At 61.8% G+C, this 18272-nt stretch carries 17 protein-coding genes and 1 tRNA gene; 6 read left to right on the forward strand and 12 right to left on the reverse strand.

Annotation, left to right across the window (positions count from 1 at the left end; all coding sequences use genetic code 11):
- Window positions 1–92 precede the first annotated feature (92 nt).
- On the reverse strand, window positions 93–3599 hold the full coding sequence (gene rpoB / locus QRN42_RS09925; protein WP_284976361.1) for a DNA-directed RNA polymerase subunit beta: 3507 nt from the start codon (window positions 3597–3599) through the stop codon (window positions 93–95).
- Between the two features lie 437 nt (window positions 3600–4036).
- On the opposite strand from rpoB, the gene QRN42_RS09930 reads away from it, so the two are divergent.
- Both QRN42_RS09930 and QRN42_RS09935 read left to right on the forward strand, forming a co-directional pair.
- Window positions 4037–5236 (forward strand): acetyl-CoA C-acetyltransferase, encoded by a 1200-nt coding sequence (locus QRN42_RS09930; protein WP_284979028.1) that lies wholly within the window; start codon window positions 4037–4039, stop codon window positions 5234–5236.
- A 14-nt stretch (window positions 5237–5250) separates the two neighbouring features.
- Window positions 5251–5742: an aminoacyl-tRNA deacylase gene (locus tag QRN42_RS09935; RefSeq protein WP_284979029.1), complete on the forward strand. Its 492-nt coding sequence runs from the start codon at window positions 5251–5253 to the stop codon at window positions 5740–5742.
- A 59-nt stretch (window positions 5743–5801) separates the two neighbouring features.
- Here QRN42_RS09935 and rplL read toward each other — a convergent pair whose 3' ends face one another.
- The 9 genes from rplL to QRN42_RS09980 all read right to left on the reverse strand — a co-directional run bounded on the left by rplL (window position 5802) and on the right by QRN42_RS09980 (window position 12349).
- A complete protein-coding gene (gene rplL / locus QRN42_RS09940; protein WP_284976359.1) occupies window positions 5802–6176 on the reverse strand; it encodes a 50S ribosomal protein L7/L12 in 375 nt (124 codons plus the stop codon).
- Between the two features lie 74 nt (window positions 6177–6250).
- Window positions 6251–6853, reverse strand: a complete 603-nt coding sequence (gene rplJ, locus QRN42_RS09945; RefSeq protein WP_284979030.1) for a 50S ribosomal protein L10 — start codon at window positions 6851–6853, stop codon at window positions 6251–6253.
- A 299-nt stretch (window positions 6854–7152) separates the two neighbouring features.
- On the reverse strand, window positions 7153–8322 hold the full coding sequence (locus QRN42_RS09950) for a GNAT family N-acetyltransferase (RefSeq protein ID WP_502869487.1): 1170 nt from the start codon (window positions 8320–8322) through the stop codon (window positions 7153–7155).
- On the reverse strand, window positions 8301–9410 hold the full coding sequence (locus QRN42_RS09955) for a GNAT family N-acetyltransferase (RefSeq protein ID WP_284979032.1): 1110 nt from the start codon (window positions 9408–9410) through the stop codon (window positions 8301–8303). Before QRN42_RS09955 ends, QRN42_RS09950 begins: the two co-directional genes overlap by 22 nt.
- 106 nt (window positions 9411–9516) lie before the next feature.
- On the reverse strand, window positions 9517–10224 hold the full coding sequence (gene rplA / locus QRN42_RS09960) for a 50S ribosomal protein L1 (protein ID WP_284979033.1): 708 nt from the start codon (window positions 10222–10224) through the stop codon (window positions 9517–9519).
- A 148-nt stretch (window positions 10225–10372) separates the two neighbouring features.
- Window positions 10373–10804 (reverse strand): 50S ribosomal protein L11, encoded by a 432-nt coding sequence (gene rplK / locus QRN42_RS09965; protein WP_011775609.1) that lies wholly within the window; start codon window positions 10802–10804, stop codon window positions 10373–10375.
- Window positions 10805–10933: 129 nt separating this feature from the next.
- Entirely contained in the window at window positions 10934–11803 is an 870-nt protein-coding gene (nusG, locus tag QRN42_RS09970) for a transcription termination/antitermination protein NusG (RefSeq protein ID WP_284979034.1), read from the reverse strand.
- 111 nt (window positions 11804–11914) lie between these two features.
- Window positions 11915–12196, reverse strand: coding sequence for a preprotein translocase subunit SecE (gene secE, locus QRN42_RS09975; protein WP_284976353.1), 282 nt, complete (start codon window positions 12194–12196; stop codon window positions 11915–11917).
- Window positions 12197–12276: 80 nt separating this feature from the next.
- Window positions 12277–12349 (reverse strand) — tRNA-Trp (locus QRN42_RS09980).
- A 255-nt stretch (window positions 12350–12604) separates the two neighbouring features.
- On the opposite strand from QRN42_RS09980, the gene QRN42_RS09985 reads away from it, so the two are divergent.
- A complete protein-coding gene (locus QRN42_RS09985; RefSeq protein ID WP_284979035.1) occupies window positions 12605–13834 on the forward strand; it encodes a pyridoxal phosphate-dependent aminotransferase in 1230 nt (409 codons plus the stop codon).
- A 119-nt stretch (window positions 13835–13953) separates the two neighbouring features.
- On the opposite strand, the gene QRN42_RS09990 is transcribed toward QRN42_RS09985, so the two are convergent.
- On the reverse strand, window positions 13954–14628 hold the full coding sequence (locus QRN42_RS09990; RefSeq protein WP_284979036.1) for a LuxR C-terminal-related transcriptional regulator: 675 nt from the start codon (window positions 14626–14628) through the stop codon (window positions 13954–13956).
- The gene (locus QRN42_RS09995; protein WP_284979037.1) at window positions 14612–16009 is read right to left on the reverse strand and encodes an ATP-binding protein; all 1398 of its coding nucleotides are present in this window, start codon (window positions 16007–16009) and stop codon (window positions 14612–14614) included. The genes QRN42_RS09990 and QRN42_RS09995 overlap by 17 nt, the downstream gene beginning before the upstream one ends.
- Before the next feature lie 125 nt (window positions 16010–16134).
- On the opposite strand from QRN42_RS09995, the gene QRN42_RS10000 reads away from it, so the two are divergent.
- Genes QRN42_RS10000 through QRN42_RS10010 form a run of 3 tightly spaced genes read left to right on the forward strand, consistent with a single transcriptional unit; the run spans window position 16135 to window position 18029 of the window.
- A complete protein-coding gene (locus tag QRN42_RS10000) occupies window positions 16135–17484 on the forward strand; it encodes a PspC domain-containing protein (RefSeq protein WP_284979038.1) in 1350 nt (449 codons plus the stop codon).
- A gap of 1 nt (window position 17485) precedes the next feature.
- The gene (locus QRN42_RS10005) at window positions 17486–17749 is read left to right on the forward strand and encodes a hypothetical protein (protein ID WP_284976348.1); all 264 of its coding nucleotides are present in this window, start codon (window positions 17486–17488) and stop codon (window positions 17747–17749) included.
- Window positions 17750–17780: 31 nt separating this feature from the next.
- Window positions 17781–18029, forward strand: a complete 249-nt coding sequence (locus QRN42_RS10010; RefSeq protein WP_284979039.1) for a PspC domain-containing protein — start codon at window positions 17781–17783, stop codon at window positions 18027–18029.
- Window positions 18030–18272 lie beyond the last annotated feature (243 nt).

The raw sequence follows: 18272 nt of genomic DNA on the forward strand, positions 1-18272 counted from the left end.
CTCTCTTGTTCTCTAAATTCTGAAGTCTTGGTTACGGGAAGAGGGAGCTGTTCCGTCGGGCAGTACTGAATGACTGCCCGACGGAATAGCTGCTAAACCTCTTCTACGGAACTGGGCTCTGCACGAGACAGATCGATGCCCAGTTCTTCCGCAGCCGTGAAGACTGCGTCATCAGAGTCACGCATTTCGATCGTGGTTCCGTCGGTGGAAAGAACTTCCACGTTCAGGCACAACGACTGCATTTCCTTGATCAAGACCTTGAAGGACTCGGGAACGCCAGGCTCAGGGATGTTCTCGCCCTTGACGATGGCTTCGTAGACCTTCACACGACCATGGATGTCATCAGACTTGATCGTGAGGAGTTCCTGAAGCGTGTAAGCGGCACCGTAAGCTTCGAGCGCCCACACTTCCATTTCACCGAAGCGCTGGCCACCGAACTGAGCCTTACCACCCAGCGGCTGCTGCGTGATCATGGAGTACGGGCCGGTGGAGCGCGCGTGGATCTTGTCGTCCACCAAGTGGTGGAGCTTCAGGATGTACATGTAACCGACGGAGATCGGGTCCGGGAACGGCTCGCCGGAGCGGCCGTCGAACAGACGGGTCTTGCCGGAGGAATCGATCAGGCGGTCGCCGTCGCGAGTGACATTGGTGGAGTCGAGCAGGCCGGTGATTTCTTCTTCACGGGCGCCATCGAACACCGGGGTGGCAACGGTGGTCTGGCCGGTTTCACGGGGCAGGTTGGGCAGGTTCTTGACCCACTCCGGCTCGCCTTCGATCTTCCAACCGGTCTTGGCAACCCAACCGAGGTGGGTTTCCAAAACCTGGCCAACGTTCATTCGACCCGGAACACCAAGCGGGTTCAGGACGATGTCCACCGGGGTACCGTCTGCAAGGAAGGGCATGTCCTCGATCGGAAGGATCTTGGAAATAACACCCTTGTTGCCGTGGCGGCCGGCGAGCTTGTCGCCGTCGGTGATCTTACGCTTGGCTGCAACGTAGACGCGGACCAGCTGGTTCACGCCCGGGGGCAGTTCGTCGTCGTTGTCGCGGTCGAAGACGCGAACGCCGATGACCGTGCCGGACTCACCGTGGGGAACCTTCAACGAGGTGTCGCGCACTTCGCGGGACTTCTCACCGAAGATTGCACGGAGGAGACGCTCTTCCGGGGTGAGTTCGGTTTCACCCTTGGGGGTGACCTTACCCACCAGGATGTCGCCTGCTTCAACCTCTGCACCGATGTGGATGATGCCGCGTTCGTCCAAGCCCGCCAGGACTTCCTCGGACACGTTGGGGATGTCACGGGTGATTTCCTCGGCACCAAGCTTGGTGTCGCGGGCATCAATTTCGTGCTCCTCGATGTGGATGGAGGAAAGGACGTCCTCAGCAACAATGCGCTGGGACAGGATGATGGCGTCCTCGAAGTTGTGGCCTTCCCATGACATGAATGCCACGAGCAGGTTCTTACCGAGGGCAAGCTCACCCTGGTCCGTTGCGGGACCGTCAGCGATGATGCCGCCAACTTCCAGGCGCTGGCCTTCGTTGACCAGGACGCGGTGGTTGTAGCAGTTGCCCTGGTTGGAGCGGGCGAACTTGTTGATGCGGTAGTTGGTCTCCGTGCCGTCGTCATTGATCATGACAACGAGCTCGGCGGAAACCTCGGTGACCACACCGGCCTTCTTCGCGATGACAACGTCACCGGCGTCGACGGCGGCTGCGCGCTCCATGCCGGTGCCCACGAAAGGAGCCTCGGAACGGACCAGCGGCACGGCCTGGCGCTGCATGTTGGCACCCATGAGTGCGCGGTTTGCATCGTCATGCTCAAGGAACGGAATAAGCGCCGTTGCCACGGACACCATCTGGCGCGGGGAAACGTCCATGAACTGGACCTCGCCTGCGGGAACCAGGACGGGCTCGCCTCCACCACCGCGGGCACGGACAAGGACGGTCTCTTCCGAGAACTTCTTGTCAGCATCCAAGGGAGCGTTGGCCTGTGCGATCAAAACTTCAGCTTCGTCGTCGGCGGTCAGGTACTGGACCTCATCCGAAACAACGCCTTCGGACACCAAACGGTACGGCGTCTCAATGAAACCGAACGGGTTGATGCGACCGTAGGAAGCCAACGAACCAATCAGGCCGATGTTCGGGCCTTCAGGGGTTTCGATGGGGCACATACGTCCGTAGTGGGACGGGTGAACGTCTCGAACTTCCATGCCGGCACGGTCACGGGACAGACCGCCCGGGCCAAGTGCCGACAGACGGCGCTTGTGGGTCAAACCCGACAGCGGGTTGTTCTGGTCCATGAACTGCGACAGCTGTGAAGTTCCGAAGAACTCCTTGATGGCTGCCACGACGGGACGGATGTTGATCAGCGTCTGCGGCGTGATGGCCTCGACGTCCTGCGTGGTCATGCGTTCGCGGACGACGCGCTCCATGCGGGAAAGACCGGTGCGGACCTGGTTCTCGATCAGCTCGCCAACGGCGCGGATGCGACGGTTGCCGAAGTGGTCGATGTCATCGATCTCGACGCGGAGCTCGTGGTCCTGGCCGTCCCGCTTGCCCATGAGGGTCTTCTCGCCGGCGTGAAGCGCAACGAGGAACTTGATCATGGCAACGATGTCTTCAACATGCAGGACCGAAGCTTCCTTGTCACCAAGGGAGCGATCGATACCAAGCTTGCGGTTGATCTTGTAGCGGCCGACCTTGGCCAGATCGTAGCGCTTGGCGTTGAAGTACAGGTTGTCCAGCAGGGACTGGGCAGCCTCGACTGTGGGCGGCTCGCCCGGACGCAGCTTGCGGTAGATGTCCAAGAGGGCGTCTTCACGCGTCTCGGTGGCGTCCTTCTCCAGCGTTGCGCGCATGGAGTCGTACTGGCCGAACTCTTCCAGGATCTGGCCTTCGGTCCAGCCGAGGGCCTTCAGCAGGACCGTCACCGACTGCTTGCGCTTGCGGTCGAGGCGAACGCCGACTTGGTCGCGCTTGTCGATTTCGAGTTCGAACCATGCGCCACGGGACGGGATGATCTTCGCAGTGAAGATGTCCTTGTCACTGGTCTTGTCCGCGGTGCGCTCAAAGTACGCGCCCGGCGAGCGGACCAGCTGGGAGACGACGACGCGCTCGGTGCCGTTGACAACGAACGTTCCCTTTTCGGTCATCAGCGGGAAGTCGCCCATGAACACGGTCTGCTGCTTGATTTCGCCCGTGTTGTTGTTCATGAACTCGGCCTTGACGTACAAGGGTGCCGAGTACGTGGCATCACGGTCTTTGCATTCGGCCATGGTGTACTTCGGGTCAGCGAACTCCGGCTCGGAGAAGCTCAAGGACATAGTGCCCTGGAAGTCCTCGATGGGGGAGATCTCTTCGAAGATATCGGCAAGTCCGGAGGTGGTGGCGACGCTGAGGTCGCCCTCCTCGACAGCCTTTGCTACCCGCGCCTGCCAGCGTTCGTTTCCGACAAGCCAGTCAAAGCTGTCAGTCTGCAGGGCGAGAAGATTCGGAACATCCAAAGGTTCGTGAATCTTTGCAAATGAGAGGCGGCGGGTGGCACCATCGGTGCTTGCCGTGTTAGCGGTTTCGTTATTAGAGGTGCTCGAGGCGACCAAGAGGGATCCTTCCACAGACCTTCAGGCGTTTTCAGATCTCCCCCGTTTGCATCCGGCAGAATGCTCCGCAGGACACTTATTCCGGTTCCGCTATATGACCCGGACCCAGGCTGCCCACTAAAGTGCACGTTAGGAACGGCACGTCAATGGCGCAGCTGAGAGGTAAAGCCCACCGCTATATGAAGGCTGAAGGTTAACAGGGAAGACGCAAATATCTACAATACGGCAAAGCAGCCTTCCTGTCTACCCCAGATCGCCTGGGAATGCAAGCACCAATCCTGCTGTCCGGCATGGTTCCAATCTTGAGAATCCGGGTACCTATGAACCGGGCAGTCGGGAATCCAAGGCACAGTACTCCCGTTGTAGTTGAAGGGTGCTGAACTGGTAGCGCACACCCCGCGATAACCTTGCTACACATTGCAACCGGAAGAGAGATCATGACCACCTCCGCTGACGACAACGATGTTGTCATCCTTGCCGCTTCCCGCACCCCACAGGGTCGGCTCAACGGGCAACTCGCGTCCTTCACCGCCGTCGATCTCGGCGCCCATGCCATCGCCGCGGCGCTCGAGTCCAGCGGCGTCAAGGCCGAACAGGTTGACGCCGTCATCATGGGGCAGGTGCTGCAGGCCGGAGCCGGTCAAAACCCGGCCCGGCAGAGCGCGATCGCCGCTGGCTTGGGTTGGAACATCCCTGCTGTCACCATCAACAAGGTCTGCCTGTCCGGCCTGACGGCCGTGATTGACGCAGCACGGATGATTCGCGGCGGCGATGCAACTGTGGTGGTGGCTGGCGGACAGGAATCCATGACCCGGGCTCCGCATCTCCTGCCCGGATCCCGGCAGGGTTGGACCTACGGCTCCATCCAAGCCCTGGACGTCGCCGCCCACGACGGGCTTACCGATGCCTTCGACGGGCAGTCGATGGGGCTGTCCACTGAATCCAAGAACGTCACCCTGGGGATCGACCGCGCTTCCCAGGACCACGTGGCGGCTGCGTCCCATCAGCGCGCCGCAGCTGCGATCGCGGACGGAACTTTCGACGTCGAAATTGCTCCCGTCAGCGTCAAGCAGCGCAAGGGTGACGCGCTGGTCCTCGCAACTGACGAGGGAGTCCGGCCGAACACAACGGTAGAAACACTGGCACCGCTGAAGGCGGCCTTCGCGACGGACGGCACCATCACTGCGGGCAACTCCTCTCCCCTGTCCGACGGCGCCTCCGCCCTGGTGCTCACGAGTCGCCGTTTCGCGGAGGACAACGGTTTGGGCTACTTGGCCGTCGTCGGCAAACCGGGGCAGGTTGCGGGCCCGGACAACTCCCTGCACTCCCAACCCTCCAACGCCATTGCCCAAGCGTTGAAGAAGGCCGGTTGGACCGCGGAAGACTTGGATTTCATCGAAATCAACGAGGCCTTCGGCTCCGTTGCCGTCCAGTCGTTGAAGGACCTCAACTACCCGCTGGAGAAATGCAACATCCACGGTGGGGCCATTGCCTTGGGCCACCCCATTGGTGCGTCCGGCGCGCGACTGGCCCTCCACGCTGCGCACGAACTCAAACGCAGGGGTTCCGGCAAAGCTGCTGTGTCCCTATGTGGTGGCGGGGGCCAAGGCGAAGCTCTCCTCCTCTACCGCGACTAAGGGGCACCGTATTTATGGGCCACACCGTGGAGGACATGAACGACGGCGGACAGAGGTTCCTCGCTGACGCCGCAGCGCGCGGGCTGGACGTCGACGTCGTCGAGCGTCCGGCTGCCAACAGCTTGGAAGAGGCGGCGGGCATCCTGGGCATCAGCCCGGCCGACATCGTGAAATCGTTGGTGGTGAAGCACCGCGACGGTAGCTTTCTGTTCGCGCTCATTCCGGGTGATCGGCAGATCTCGTGGCCAAAGTTGAGGGCCCTTGTGGGGGTCAACAAGCTCTCACTCCCCCATGCCGACGTCGCCCTGGCTGCCATGGGCTATGAACGCGGGACCATCACACCGTTGGGAAGCACCACCCGGTGGCCTGTCTACGCGGATGCCACCATCACGGGGCGCCGGATATCCATGGGGGCAGGCGCCCACGGCCGTAGCGCCTTCGTGGACGCAGACGCGCTCACCTCAGCGCTTGGGGCGATCGTGGCGGACATCAGCGAACCCAACTAGGGGTTTAACGCAGGAAGCCCCGCTCGGCGAACCGGGCGGGGCTTCCTGCGTAAGAGGTGTTACTTGAGGGTAACGGTGGCGCCAGCTTCTTCGAGCTGAGCCTTTGCCTTCTCTGCGGCTTCCTTGGTGGCGCCTTCGAGAACAGCCTTCGGTGCACTGTCAACCAGGTCCTTGGCTTCCTTGAGGCCGAGGGAGGTAATAGCGCGAACTTCCTTGATCACTGCGATCTTCTTTTCGCCAGCAGCTTCGAGAATGACGTCGAAGTCGGTCTTCTCTTCAACAGCTTCAGCAGCACCGGCAGCGGGGCCAGCAACTGCAACAGCAGCAGCGGTAACTTCGAAGGTCTCTTCGAAGAGCTTGACGAACTCGGAGAGCTCGATGATGGTCAGTTCCTTGAAAGCTTCAATGAGCTCTTCGTTGCTGAGCTTCGCCATGGTGGCGTCCTTCCATTAGTTGGCGCAGATCCGGCTAAGCCAGTCCATGCGCCAGAGTTTGATTGGGAGAGAACTTAGTTCTCTACGGGTGCAGCTTCAGCGGCTTCGGCCGGAGCCGCAACCTCTTCAGCAGCGGGCTCTTCAGCAGCCTCGGCGGCCGGAGCTTCTTCAGCGGCAGCCGCAGGTGCGCCGCCCTCTTCTTCAAGCTTGAGGCGCAGGGCGTCGATGATGCGTGCGGCAGCGGATGCGGGAGCCTTGAGGACACCGGCAACACGTGCAAGCTGCAGCTCGCGGGACTCAAGGGCTGCCAGCGCGGCAACACCTTCTGCGTCCAGTGCCTTGCCCTCGAAGTGACCGGTCTTGATAACCAGCTGCTTGTTGGCCTTGGCAAAGTCCGTCAGGCTCTTGGCAGCAGCAACAGCGTCACCCTTGATGAAGGCGATTGCAGTAGGGCCGGAAAGCTGCTCGTTGAATGCTTCAACTCCAGCTTCCTTGGCTGCAATGGCGCTCAGGGTGTTCTTGACGACCGAGAACTTGGTGTCCTGGCCGAGCGCAACACGCAGTTCCTTGAGCTGTGCAACAGTGAGCCCGCGGTATTCGGTCAGGACAGCCGCGTTCGATTCCTGGAAATCGGTGGTGATCTCTGCAACTGCGGAGACCTTGCTAGGCGTTGTCATAACCCTCCTTCCGGGGATAAAAGCCGGTCTTCCGGGTCCCCGCTCACGAGAGCAAAAACTAAAAACGCCCCGCGCAGATGCACGGGGCTTGGCTCAACACGCTCAATGCGTGGAGACTCGCTTCGTTCACCTGCGCCGGCCGCCCTATGTTCAGGGTCCTTCGTCAAGGAATTCACTTGGATCTCAGGGGCGTGGCTGCAGAGTTGAGCTGTGCTCGAAAGAGTGGATTCCCATCAACCGACGGTCTTTGGTACTTCAAGGTTACGGGAGACTGTCCGGCAAACCAAATCGACCCGGCACTACTCCGATGAGGACACCCTTGGTCCTCGGGCCGGGAACTCCTTTTGCCACAAGCCGGTGACACCCGCCGTCGTGAATCCCAACTGCTTGTTCACCGTCAGGAGGTACCGGTTTTCGGGGGCATTCCACGTGTAAATGACGCGAGCGTCCGGGAACTGCTCCGTAAGCCGTTCCATGTTGGATACCTTGATCAGCAATCCGAGCTTATTGCCCCGGTGTTCTTGCAGGACCAGGGTATCGTCCTGGAAGACAACGTCCTGGCGGTGCGCCAGCACGCTGATGGTGGTCAGCCCCACGATGCGCTCGGTGGCAAGATGCTCGACGGCGGTGACCACCGTGCGCCTGCCCTGCGCCAACGCGGCGTCTTCGGTTTCACGCAGCACTGCTGCGTCAAAGACCATGCCGGTTGCCAGCGCGGCTGCAGGCTCGTCCTCTCCGCCGTCGTGCACTACCTCCCCGGCAGCGTTCTCCAGCGCCGCTACTGCTTCAAGCCATTTCTCAGGGCACCGGTCCGTCCAGTGGTGGAGGGCGTACCGGCCCGAGTTGGCTTCTTCCGCTTCCCGCTGAAGTTCAGCCGCCAGCTTGGAATCAAGGGGTAACGCGCAGGAACTGAACTGTTCGATGTGTTGCAAGGTGTAGCCAGCACTCGTGGCGAAGTCCGCTTCCCTGCTGCTGACCGGAATGAATCCGGCGCCGCTCCCGGGTATCAGCTGATCCTCGGGCACCTCTGTCAGCGAGGTTGCCGGGTGGTTCGTGTCCACCAGGATCATGGTCCTGCCCTCGGCCAGCGCCAGTTCCTCTGCTGCTTCCAGGAGTTGGCGCCCCACGCCGCGCCCTTGGGCCTCAGGGAGGATGTCCAAGGTGAACTCGGCAAGGTCCTGGTTGTCCGCCAAGGGAAAAGCGATGTCCACCGTGCCCACAATGACGCCGCCGATTTTCGCTACCAGGATCAGCTGCCGCTCGTACGGATCGGAAAATTCAAGCAGCTTTTCAAGTGGTGTGTAGGCGAGGTCATCGCTTCCCCAGGTCTGCATTCGGACCCGACGGCCCACTTCCACCGCATCCAGGAAATCAACGGCGTCAGGGCTGTCCAGGTTATCCGGGACCCACAATTGCTCGATGTGAACGGTCGGCACGTCGTTTACAGTCATTCCAGCCGTTTCTGCCATGCGCCTTCAAACCCGGAAGGCTTGAATCCAAGGGCGATATTTATGGCCAGCATATGCTGGTTTTCGGTGGCGTTCCATGTCAAGACGGCTGTGGCGTGTGGCCACCGCTCTGCGGCCTGACGAAGATTCGCCACCTTGACGAGCATGCCCAGCCTGTGCCCGCGGTGTTCCGGAGCCACCAATGTGTCCTCTTGATAGAGCATGGCGGGTGTCTGGTCACGATGAGTCATGGCCGTGTACGCCGCCAACTCGCCCGTGGCATCATGCCGGGCAACAGCCACCACGGACCGGAGCCCGCTGGCGTCCCACGTTGCTTCCTCCTGCCGGACGCGGGCGGCATTCCATTGCTCGCCCTCCCAGCCCATGCCGGCGATAGGTACCTCCGTGCTCATGAGGCTTTTGAGTCGGGCGAACGCACCTATTAGCGCTTCCGGGCACGAGTCATGCCACGTCACAGTGCTGTAACCCGATGCGTGCCGCAACGCGTCCCACTCGACGTCCAGGCGGCGCTCGGCCGGGATGGGAAGGGAAAGGACGCTGCTGGTCTCCACCTGCTCCAAGGAATAACCGTGGTGGAGGGCAAAACACGTGGCTGCCCAAGACCGGGGGACGCCGCCAGAGCCGGATTTCGCCGCCAAAATATCGGAGCCTGCCTCCACCGCCGCGATCGGCCCTCCGAAATACGCATCAAAAGAAAGCCGGCCCCGTTCGTAAGCGGCTTGCTCCAGCACACCGAGGATCAACGAGCCTAAGCCGCGCCGCCAATAACCTGGCCGGATGAGGACATCCACACCCGCCGTCGTCGTATTCTCCGAGATCGGGAGCGTCAGCGTGCCGGCTCCCACGGGGACGCCGCCGATGTGTGCCAGGTATACGTGCCGCTCCTCATAGTCGTTGCCCTGCCAAAACAGGACAGCCTCCGCCCACGTGGGGCAGCGGTCCAGGTTTCCCCAGAGTTCCATCTCGTGGGACACCGTCAACTCGTGGAACGCGTGGAAGCCGGACGCTCCGGGCGTCGCGGGACTATCCGGCACCGGGATCCGCTGTACGGATACGCCGCCATTGACAGAAGAGTTCGACGTCGACACGCACCACAGCCTACGGCTGTGCGTCCGTTGGGGACAGCCAATGCAAGAAAAAGGACCGCCCGGCTATGCCGGACGGTCCTTTTATCAGAGCCAGTGCTCCCGAAGTTTACGCCTCGACGAGAACCTTGGTGACGTTCGGGTCAACGGTGATGCCCGGGCCGAACGTGGTGGCAAGGGTGGCCTTCTGGATGTAGCGGCCCTTGGAAGCGGACGGCTTCAAACGAAGCACCTCTTCCAGTGCAGCCGCGTAGTTCTCGGCCAACTTGTTGGCGTCGAAGGAAACCTTGCCGATGATGAAGTGCAGGTTCGAGTGCTTGTCGACGCGGAAGTCGATCTTGCCACCCTTGATGTCGTTGACAGCCTTGGTGACATCCGGGGTAACCGTGCCGGTCTTCGGGTTCGGCATGAGGTTACGGGGGCCGAGGACCTTACCGAGGCGGCCAACCTTGCCCATGAGGTCAGGGGTTGCCACTGCGGCGTCGAAGTCGGTCCAGCCGCCGGCGATCTTTTCGATCAGGTCATCGGAACCAACGAAGTCGGCGCCGGCAGCGATTGCTGCTTCAGCCTTGTCGCCGGTTGCGAAAACGAGGACGCGGGCGGTCTTACCGGTGCCGTGCGGCAGGTTGACGGTGCCACGAACCATCTGGTCGGCCTTACGGGGGTCAACGCCCAAACGGAAAGCGACCTCAACGGTTGCGTCGAACTTGGAAGGGTTGGTTTCCTTCGCGAGGTTAATGGCCTCGACCGGGGCGTAGACCTTGTCTGCCTCGATCTTGGCTACGGCTGCCTCATATGCTTTGCTGCGCTTTGCCATGCTGCTGTTTCTCCTTGTGCAGTTGTGGTCTGCGGACCGCGCTGGGCCCTGCCACAGTCGTGGATCCGGCGTGGATCCTGACGACATTTCGATTTTTGGTGCCGGTTGCCCGGCGGGTTGAAAGCCATGGATGGCTTTCAAAGGCTGACTAGCCCTCTACGGTGATACCCATGGAGCGGGCGGTGCCGGCGATGATCAGGGCGGCGGCCTTGATGTCGTTGGCGTTGAGGTCTTCCATCTTGGTGGAAGCGATCTCTTCGACCTGGGCCTGGGTCAGCTTGGCAACCTTGACGGTGTGCGGGGTAGCCGAACCCTTGGCAACGCCTGCAGCCTTCTTGATGAGCTCTGCAGCCGGCGGGGTCTTGGTGATGAACGTGAAGGAACGGTCTTCGTAAACCGTGATTTCAACGGGGATAACGTTTCCGCGCTGGGATTCCGTTGCAGCGTTGTACGCCTTGCAGAATTCCATGATGTTGACACCGTGCTGGCCAAGCGCAGGACCGATCGGCGGAGCCGGGTTAGCGGCACCTGCCTGGATCTGCAGCTTGATGAGGCCGGTGACCTTCTTCTTGGGAGCCAATGTAGGGTCCTTCTCTCAATAGCTTCCTGGGGCACAGGAGCGCGTCCCAGGTTGGTGGCCGCCATGGCGAGGCGGCCGGCCGCTCCCGAACTGCTAAGCAGGCAGGACAGGAGCGAAATATGGAGTCAACTAGATCTTGGTGACCTGGTTGAATGCGAGCGTCACCGGTGTTTCGCGCTCGAAGATCGAGACCAGTACCACGAGGGTCTGGGATTCCGGCTTGATCTCGGAGATCGTTGCCGGCAGGGTCTCGAAGGGACCTTCCTTGACGATGACCGACTCGCCGACCTCGAAGTCGACGGCGACAGGAGCCTGGTTCTGCTTGTTGACCGGCTTGCCCTGCTCTGCCTGCTCTTCTTCAAAGACCGGGGCGAGCATGGAGAAGACCTCATCCAGACGCAGCGGAACGGGGTTGTGGGCGTTACCCACGAAGCCGGTGACACCGGGCGTGTGGCGCACGGCGCCCCAGGAAGCATCGGTCAGGTCCATGCGGACCAGGACGTAGCCGGGAATGCGGACGCGATTGATGACCTTGCGCTGAGCGTTCTTGATCTCAACGACTTCTTCCATGGGGACCTGGATTTCGAAGATGTAATCTTCCATGTCCAAGGTCTGGATGCGGGTCTCGAGGTTGGCCTTCACGCGGTTTTCGTAACCTGCGTAGGAGTGGATGACGTACCAGTCACCCTCCTGGCGGCGCAGCTTGGCTTTGAATTCATCGGCCGGGTCAGCCGGCGCGGCAGCAGCAGCGGCTTCCAGTGAACTGTCGGCAGTGTCCTCGTCACCGGCGTCGCCGACGGTGTCGTCGTGATCTGACTCGTTATCCGATTCGCCGTCGACGTCCGCCTCGAAGTCCTCTTCGGACGCGTCGACGTCGGCAGATTCGGGCGCAGCGGAATCAACCTCGGACTCTCCCGCGGCGTTAGCCGTGGCGTCGGCTGTGTCCTCAGTGGACGCACCCAGCTCAGTCTCAGTTACCTCGAGCTCCTGCTCAGACACTTGGTCTCCTGCTTCCTCATTGCCTAACATGCCTATTTAAATGGCTCAATTCCGCAAACCCTGCCTTACTCCGAACTGCGGAGATGAGGCACAGTTTGCGGACACGTCCGCCTAGTGGTCCTTGATGCCGGAACCACCGAAGACCCAGTTGACTCCGGTACCGAAGGCCAGATCCAATATTGTGACGACAACCATCATGATGACGACGAACACCAGCACCACGAGCGTGTAGTTGATCAGTTCCTTGCGGGTGGGTGCAACGACCTTCTTCAGCTCGCCGATGACCTGGCGTACGAAAAGTGCAATTCGGGCGAAGAGGCCGCGATCGGCCTTCTTGGCGGGACGGCCCTTTGAGCTGCTGGCAGCTGTTTCGGTCACCTGGTCCTCACTCACCTTGCAAAGTCGTTGACCCGACTCTGATCAGAGCCATGGTTGCTGCGCGTGTCCCGGCGTTTCCGCCGGAACACCTTGCGCAGGGCAGACAGGACTCGAACCTGCAACCTGCGGTTTTGGAGACCGCTGCGCTACCAATTGCGCCACTACCCTATGGATCGAATCCATGTTTCAGGCCGCACTTCAGCCTGTGATGCTTTTCAACACCGGTGAATCAGTCTACGCAAGAAATTCGCGATAGTCGAACCGACGCACTTCAGAGTTCCCGCACGTCGCTGGGCAAGTGTGAGCACGGGAATTGGTCACATTGTCCGGCAGGCACGCGAGAGCGCCGCAGAACAGCATAAGGTAGTTTACGTCGAATCCCATCATCCAGCCCACGAGCTGCCTGCGAAGAACGGTACATAGATGTCTGCCGGAACAACTACCGCCCGCATTTCACAGCGAATTTCCGCCATTGCCGAGTCCGCCACCCTTGCCGTTGATGCCAAGGCCAAAGCACTCAAGGCCGCGGGACGTCCCGTGATCGGTTTCGGGGCCGGTGAACCCGACTTCCCCACCCCGGATTACATCGTGCAGGCTGCCATTGAAGCGGCGGGCCAGCCCAAGTACCACCGGTACTCCCCCGCCGCCGGTCTCCCGGAGCTGAAGAAGGCCATCGCCGAAAAGACCTTCCGGGACTCGGGCTACCAGGTTGACCCGTCTCAGGTCCTGGTGACCAATGGCGGCAAGCAGGCGGTGTACAACACCTTCGCCACGCTGGTGGATCCGGGCGATGAAGTCATCATCCCGACGCCGTTCTGGACCACTTACCCTGAAGCTATCCGGTTGGCTGGCGGTGTACCGGTGGAGGTCTTCGCCGGCCCTGAGCAGGGATACCTGGTCACTGTTGAGCAGCTGGAGGCCGCAGTCACCGACAGGACCAAGATCCTGCTCTTCGTCTCGCCATCCAACCCCACCGGCGCCGTCTACAGCCCGGAGCAGACGGCGGAGATCGGCAAGTGGGCGGCGTCCAAGGGCCTGTGGGTTGTCACTGACGAAATCTATGAGCACTTGACGTACGACGACGTTGAGTTCACCTCGATCGCGACGGCGGCACCGGAACTCGGTGACAAGGTGGTCATCCTCAACGGTGTTGCCAAAACCTATGCCATGACCGGCTGGCGGGTGGGCTGGATGATTGGCCCGGCCGACGTCATCAAGGCCGCCACCAACCTGCAATCGCACGCCACCTCCAACGTCTCGAACATCATGCAAGTTGCTGCCGCCGCGGCCCTCACCGGCCCGTTGACCGCCGTCGACGAGATGAAGGTTGCCTTCGACCGCCGTCGAAAAGCAATCGTCGCCGGACTTAACAAGATCGACGGTGTTGAATGCCCGACGCCGACAGGCGCCTTTTACGTCTACGCGGACGTGCGCGGCCTCCTGGGCAAGGAATTCGAGACCTCCAACGGCCCTGTCCGGCCGGCTACGTCGGCGGAACTTGCCGCACTCATCCTCGATGAGGTCGAAGTCGCCGTGGTTCCGGGCGAAGCATTTGGTCCTTCCGGGTATGTACGGCTCTCCTACGCTTTGGGCGACGACGACCTCGCCGAAGGTGTCCGCCGAATCCAGGAATTCCTGGGCAAGGCGAAATAGGCCTCTGACCCTCCCGGGGCCTGGATCAGCCCCTGGGCAACCTCTTACGGTTGCCCAGGGGCTGATTTATTGGGAGAAGGGGTCAGGAAGCGGCGTCTGGGGCGTCTGGGCAACTAACGTCAGAGCAGGCGTCGCTCGGCTGCCCACTTTGTGAGCTCATGCCGGTTCGATAGCTGGAGTTTCCTGAGAACCGCCGACACATGGGTTTCCACGGTCTTGATGGAGATGAAAAGTTCCTTCGCGACTTCCTTATAGCTGTATCCACGGGCGATCAGGCGCATGACTTCCAGTTCCCGGGCTGACAACTTATCCAGCTCGTCGTCGGCGATGTCTGCCGGCGCGGTCCCGAACGCATCCAGGACGAAACCCGCAAGGCGGGGCGAGAACACGGCGTCCCCGTCCGCAACCCGGATCACGGCGTCGGAAATTTCGGGCCCGGATATGGTCTTGGTGACATAGCCACGGGCGCCGGCCCGAATCACGGACACCACGTCCTCGGCGGCATCGGAGACGCTCAGCGCTAGGAAGCTGGTACTGCCCAGAAGCGCGGCCGAACCGGCAATGACTTCCCGCCCTCCGCCACCCAGGCCACCGGGAAGGTGAACGTCAAGAAGGACCACCTCCGGACGTGCTTCGGCGATCACAGCGAGGGCCTGTTCCACCGTCCCTGCCTCGCCCACGACGTCCATGCGCGCATCCAAGTCGGCCTTCAGTCCGGATCGGAAGATCGCATGGTCATCCACGATCACCACACGGACGCGCCGGTCCGCGCCACTGTCAGGGTTGTGCGTCATCGCGCTTCTCCATTCCGCCGTCGTCATTGCGCATTTCTCCGGGACCGGTGCCCAGCGGAGGCAGGGAGAGCCTGACTTCCGTGCCCTCGGAGCTACTGTTGATGACCGCAGAGCCGCCATGGCGTTTCATGCGGCCGATGATCGACTCCTTGATGCCAAGCCGATCATCAGGCACCGCGGCAAGATCAAAGCCGGGACCCCTGTCCTTGATGAATACCTCTGTGTTTCCCGCTGCACTTTCCACATACACCGACACCGTGCCACCACCGTGCCGGGCGGCGTTGAGCATGGCTTCCCGGGCTGCCTGGACCAAGGCCTCATGCCTTTCCGTCATTCCGGTATCGCCTACAGTGACAACGTCGACCGCTTGGCCGTGGGAGTCCTCCACCTCCGCTGCGACCGCCTTGAGCCGATCTGCCAGGAGGCCGGATTCCCTGGCCGCGTCGCTGAAGAGCCACGCCCGCAGTTCGCGTTCCTGCGCCCTTGCCAGCCGCACTACGTCCTGCTCGGAACCGGCGCGGCGTTGGATCAGGGCCAAGGTCTGCAGAACGGAATCATGCAGGTGCGCAGCGATCTCGGCACGCTCAGTCTCGCGAACACGGCCGGCGCGCTCGGCTTCCAAGTCCCGCCAAAACTTCAGTCCCCACGGCAGCAAAACCAAAGCGACGCCGCCAAGCACGGCAACCGAGGCGAGCAGTGCCAGCCAGGTCTGCTCCCATGATCCGGACCCGGACACCATCACCAGGACGCCAGCCACTACCAAGGCCAAGCCTGCCGCGAGGCGAACCCAGCCGCCGGCCTGATCCGCCTTGGTTTTGTCTACCAGGCCTGCCCGGCGGGTTTCATCCAACTGCATCCAGGCGATGGCGGCACCGCAAAGGATGGCCGCCACCGGGATCAACGTTCCCAGGGGGACGTCCACGCCGAACTGGCGTGCCATCAAGATGGCGGCAACCATCAGCAGCGCGAAACCAAGCAGGATTTCCTTGCCGTACTGGATCCGGCGCAACGTGAACCACGACGCACGGCTGCTGCCGCCCGTGGTGGGACCGTCGTCGGACCCTGCGTGAAAGAGGCCTGGCCCGCCTGGCTGGATACCGTTCCCAAGGTTCGCAAGGGTGGGCGCCTGGCTGACTGCCGGGGCAATGGGCGACGCCGGCCGGCGGGCGCTGCGTGTCGCGTTTTCATCCGCTGTGGGAACCACAGCCCACAGCCAGGCGTAGAAGACGATGCCGGCGCCGCCTGCGAACACCGCCAAGACCATCCCGAGGCGAACATATTTGAGGGGCCAGCCCAAATGGTCGGCGAGACCGCCGCACACGCCAGCGATGATCCGGTCACTGCTGCGGACCATCGGTGGGCGTTGGACAACGGTTCTCATGAACCAATCCAAGCACGGATCAGGGTGCCCCGGTTGGCTGTTCGGGGTTGACCGGGGGCCTTTCAGGGATCGTTCAGGGTATCCCCTCATAGAGGCGCGCGCGTGCCGAACGGCAGGATGGAGTTATGAACGCGAACAGCACCAATCCAGAGGGCGCAGGGACGCCCGGAAGCACGGAAGTACCCGAGAATGGGGCGCCCCCGGACGCGCCCGGAACCGCCTCACAGCAGAACTTCTTCGACTGGATTCGCGGTCAAGGGATCCGACGCGGACCGGATCGCTGGCTGGGCGGCGTCTCGAGTGGAATTGCACATCGACTCGGCATCGATCCCATGATCGTGCGGGGCATCTTCATCGTCCTGGCGCTCTTCGCCGGTGTCGGGGTTCTGCTCTATGGCTTGGCTTGGGCGCTCCTGCCCGAGCCCGATGGCCGAATCCACGTCCAGGAAGCCGGGAACGGGCACTGGACAACAGGTATGACAGGAGCCCTGGTCACATCGATCATAGGTTTGCCCAGCCTGGGACGCGGCTTTTGGGGATGGGGCGGGAACGGCCTGGCCGGTCTGTTCTGGACGCTTCTGTGGATGGGCGCGATCGCATACCTGATCTACTTCCTTGTTCAACGCAACAGGTCTGTTCAGCGCAACAGGTTCGTTCAAGGCAACAGGTTCCAAGGTCAACGCAATGCAGCCCAGCAGGGCAACGCTTGGAACGCTGCTGCGCCGATGGCCGGGACGGGTTACGGTCAGCCCACGGACCCGGACGGCGCCGCGGCCTACGGTGCCGTTCCCCCAGTGGGTGTTCCCCCGGTGGGTACTCCGCCAAAGCCCGGACGCGGGAAGCGGAGGGGCCCGGGTTCGGGCATAGTCGCCATATCGGCCGGCGCCGCCCTTGTGGTCGGCGGTGCGTTGAAGGCGCTCGACGCCGGACACCTCCTGCAACTGGGCGCTTCGGTCAACGCTGTGGCCTGGGCTGCCGGGGCGGCGGTGTTGGGACTGGGCATCGTCGCGGCGGGGCTTCGCGGACGGAGCTCCGGTTTGTTGGGCCTACTTGCTGTGGTGGCCTTGGTTGCGGGCAGCGCATTTACCATGGCACCGCGCGGAGTGGACCGGTTCACCTTCCATGATGTCCATTGGACGCCGTCGAGCGTGGACGAGGCCCGCATGGGAGTCGATATCACTGGAGCCCAGGGTGTGGTGGACCTGAGCGGGCTGGTTCCGGGCTCACAATTACCCTCCGAAGTAGCCGTTCCTGTGAACGCCACGGCAAGTGAGGTCACCGTGATCATTCCCGCCAATGTTCCGGTCCAGGTCACAGCGGACATGACGTTCGGCAACCTCAGCGAAAACGGCGGTGATCGTGGCGGCCAGCTCCACAATGACCGAACCGCGTACAACACCGACAAGTCAGGCCCCGCACTCGTTGTGGCGGTGGACGGCACGTTCAGCAACGTGACCATCAAGGAAGGCAAATGAAATGAGCACCAACAACCCGGAGTTCACCCCTCCAGAACATCCCGAGGACGGCGACGAGGCCCGCGAACCGAGGATCGGCACCGTTGTCTGGGGCTTGATCGTGGTGGTTCTCGCCGCCCTGATCTTCCTGACAGCACTTGGCTGGGTGGTCCTGAACGGAACGTACGTCCTGATCGGCCTGATGATCGGCGCAGGCATCGCATTGGTGCTCGGAGGGCTCCTTTCGGCACGGAGAAGCTCGCGCAAAGCCACCAACAACAGGTGACAAAGCAACCACAACAGGGAAGGCTGTAACTATGGACAAGTTCTTCAGCATCGTCAGGGGCTTTGGCCTGAAACGTGGACCCAAGCGCTGGCTGGCCGGTGTCTGCGGAGGAATCGCCGCCAAGCTCAACGTGGACGTCGCTTACGTGAGGGTTGCTTTCCTGCTCTTCTGCCTGCTGCCAGGGCCGGCGATCGCGGTCTACGTCCTGGGCTGGCTCATCCTGCCGGACCAGCGAAACAAAATCGTCCTCGAATCGTTCGTCAGCCAGCGCTTGCGCTAACTGCTGCCAGCCAACCATTGCCGGCCAAACACGGACTGGAAAGGGAGGTGCTCCACCCGCAGGTGGAGCACCTCCCTCGTTTCATGAAAGTTTCAGTGACAGCACAGCAGTGTTAACAAGTCATCATTTGTGTCGCACCCCACATGCCCGTCTACAATCATGGGGAGCTCAGCGTGGCGCTCTGCACGTATTCCTCCAAGCCATGAGTGAGCAAACATGAAAATTGGCATTCTGACCAGCGGC

This window comes from Arthrobacter sp. fls2-241-R2A-200, assembly GCF_030209745.1.
Classification (GTDB): Bacteria; Actinomycetota; Actinomycetes; order Actinomycetales; family Micrococcaceae; genus Arthrobacter.

Coding starts and splice junctions, on each gene's coding strand:
- QRN42_RS09930 (WP_284979028.1), top strand. CDS start 4,037: ATGACCACCTCCGCTGACGACAACGATGTTGTCATCCTTGCCGCTTCC.
- QRN42_RS09935 (WP_284979029.1), top strand. CDS start 5,251: ATGGGCCACACCGTGGAGGACATGAACGACGGCGGACAGAGGTTCCTC.
- rplL (WP_284976359.1), bottom strand. CDS start 6,176: ATGGCGAAGCTCAGCAACGAAGAGCTCATTGAAGCTTTCAAGGAACTG.
- rplJ (WP_284979030.1), bottom strand. CDS start 6,853: ATGACAACGCCTAGCAAGGTCTCCGCAGTTGCAGAGATCACCACCGAT.
- QRN42_RS09950 (WP_502869487.1), bottom strand. CDS start 8,322: ATGGCAGAAACGGCTGGAATGACTGTAAACGACGTGCCGACCGTTCAC.
- rplA (WP_284979033.1), bottom strand. CDS start 10,224: ATGGCAAAGCGCAGCAAAGCATATGAGGCAGCCGTAGCCAAGATCGAG.
- QRN42_RS09985 (WP_284979035.1), top strand. CDS start 12,605: ATGTCTGCCGGAACAACTACCGCCCGCATTTCACAGCGAATTTCCGCC.
- QRN42_RS09990 (WP_284979036.1), bottom strand. CDS start 14,628: ATGACGCACAACCCTGACAGTGGCGCGGACCGGCGCGTCCGTGTGGTG.
- QRN42_RS09995 (WP_284979037.1), bottom strand. CDS start 16,009: ATGAGAACCGTTGTCCAACGCCCACCGATGGTCCGCAGCAGTGACCGG.
- QRN42_RS10000 (WP_284979038.1), top strand. CDS start 16,135: ATGAACGCGAACAGCACCAATCCAGAGGGCGCAGGGACGCCCGGAAGC.
- QRN42_RS10005 (WP_284976348.1), top strand. CDS start 17,486: ATGAGCACCAACAACCCGGAGTTCACCCCTCCAGAACATCCCGAGGAC.
- QRN42_RS10010 (WP_284979039.1), top strand. CDS start 17,781: ATGGACAAGTTCTTCAGCATCGTCAGGGGCTTTGGCCTGAAACGTGGA.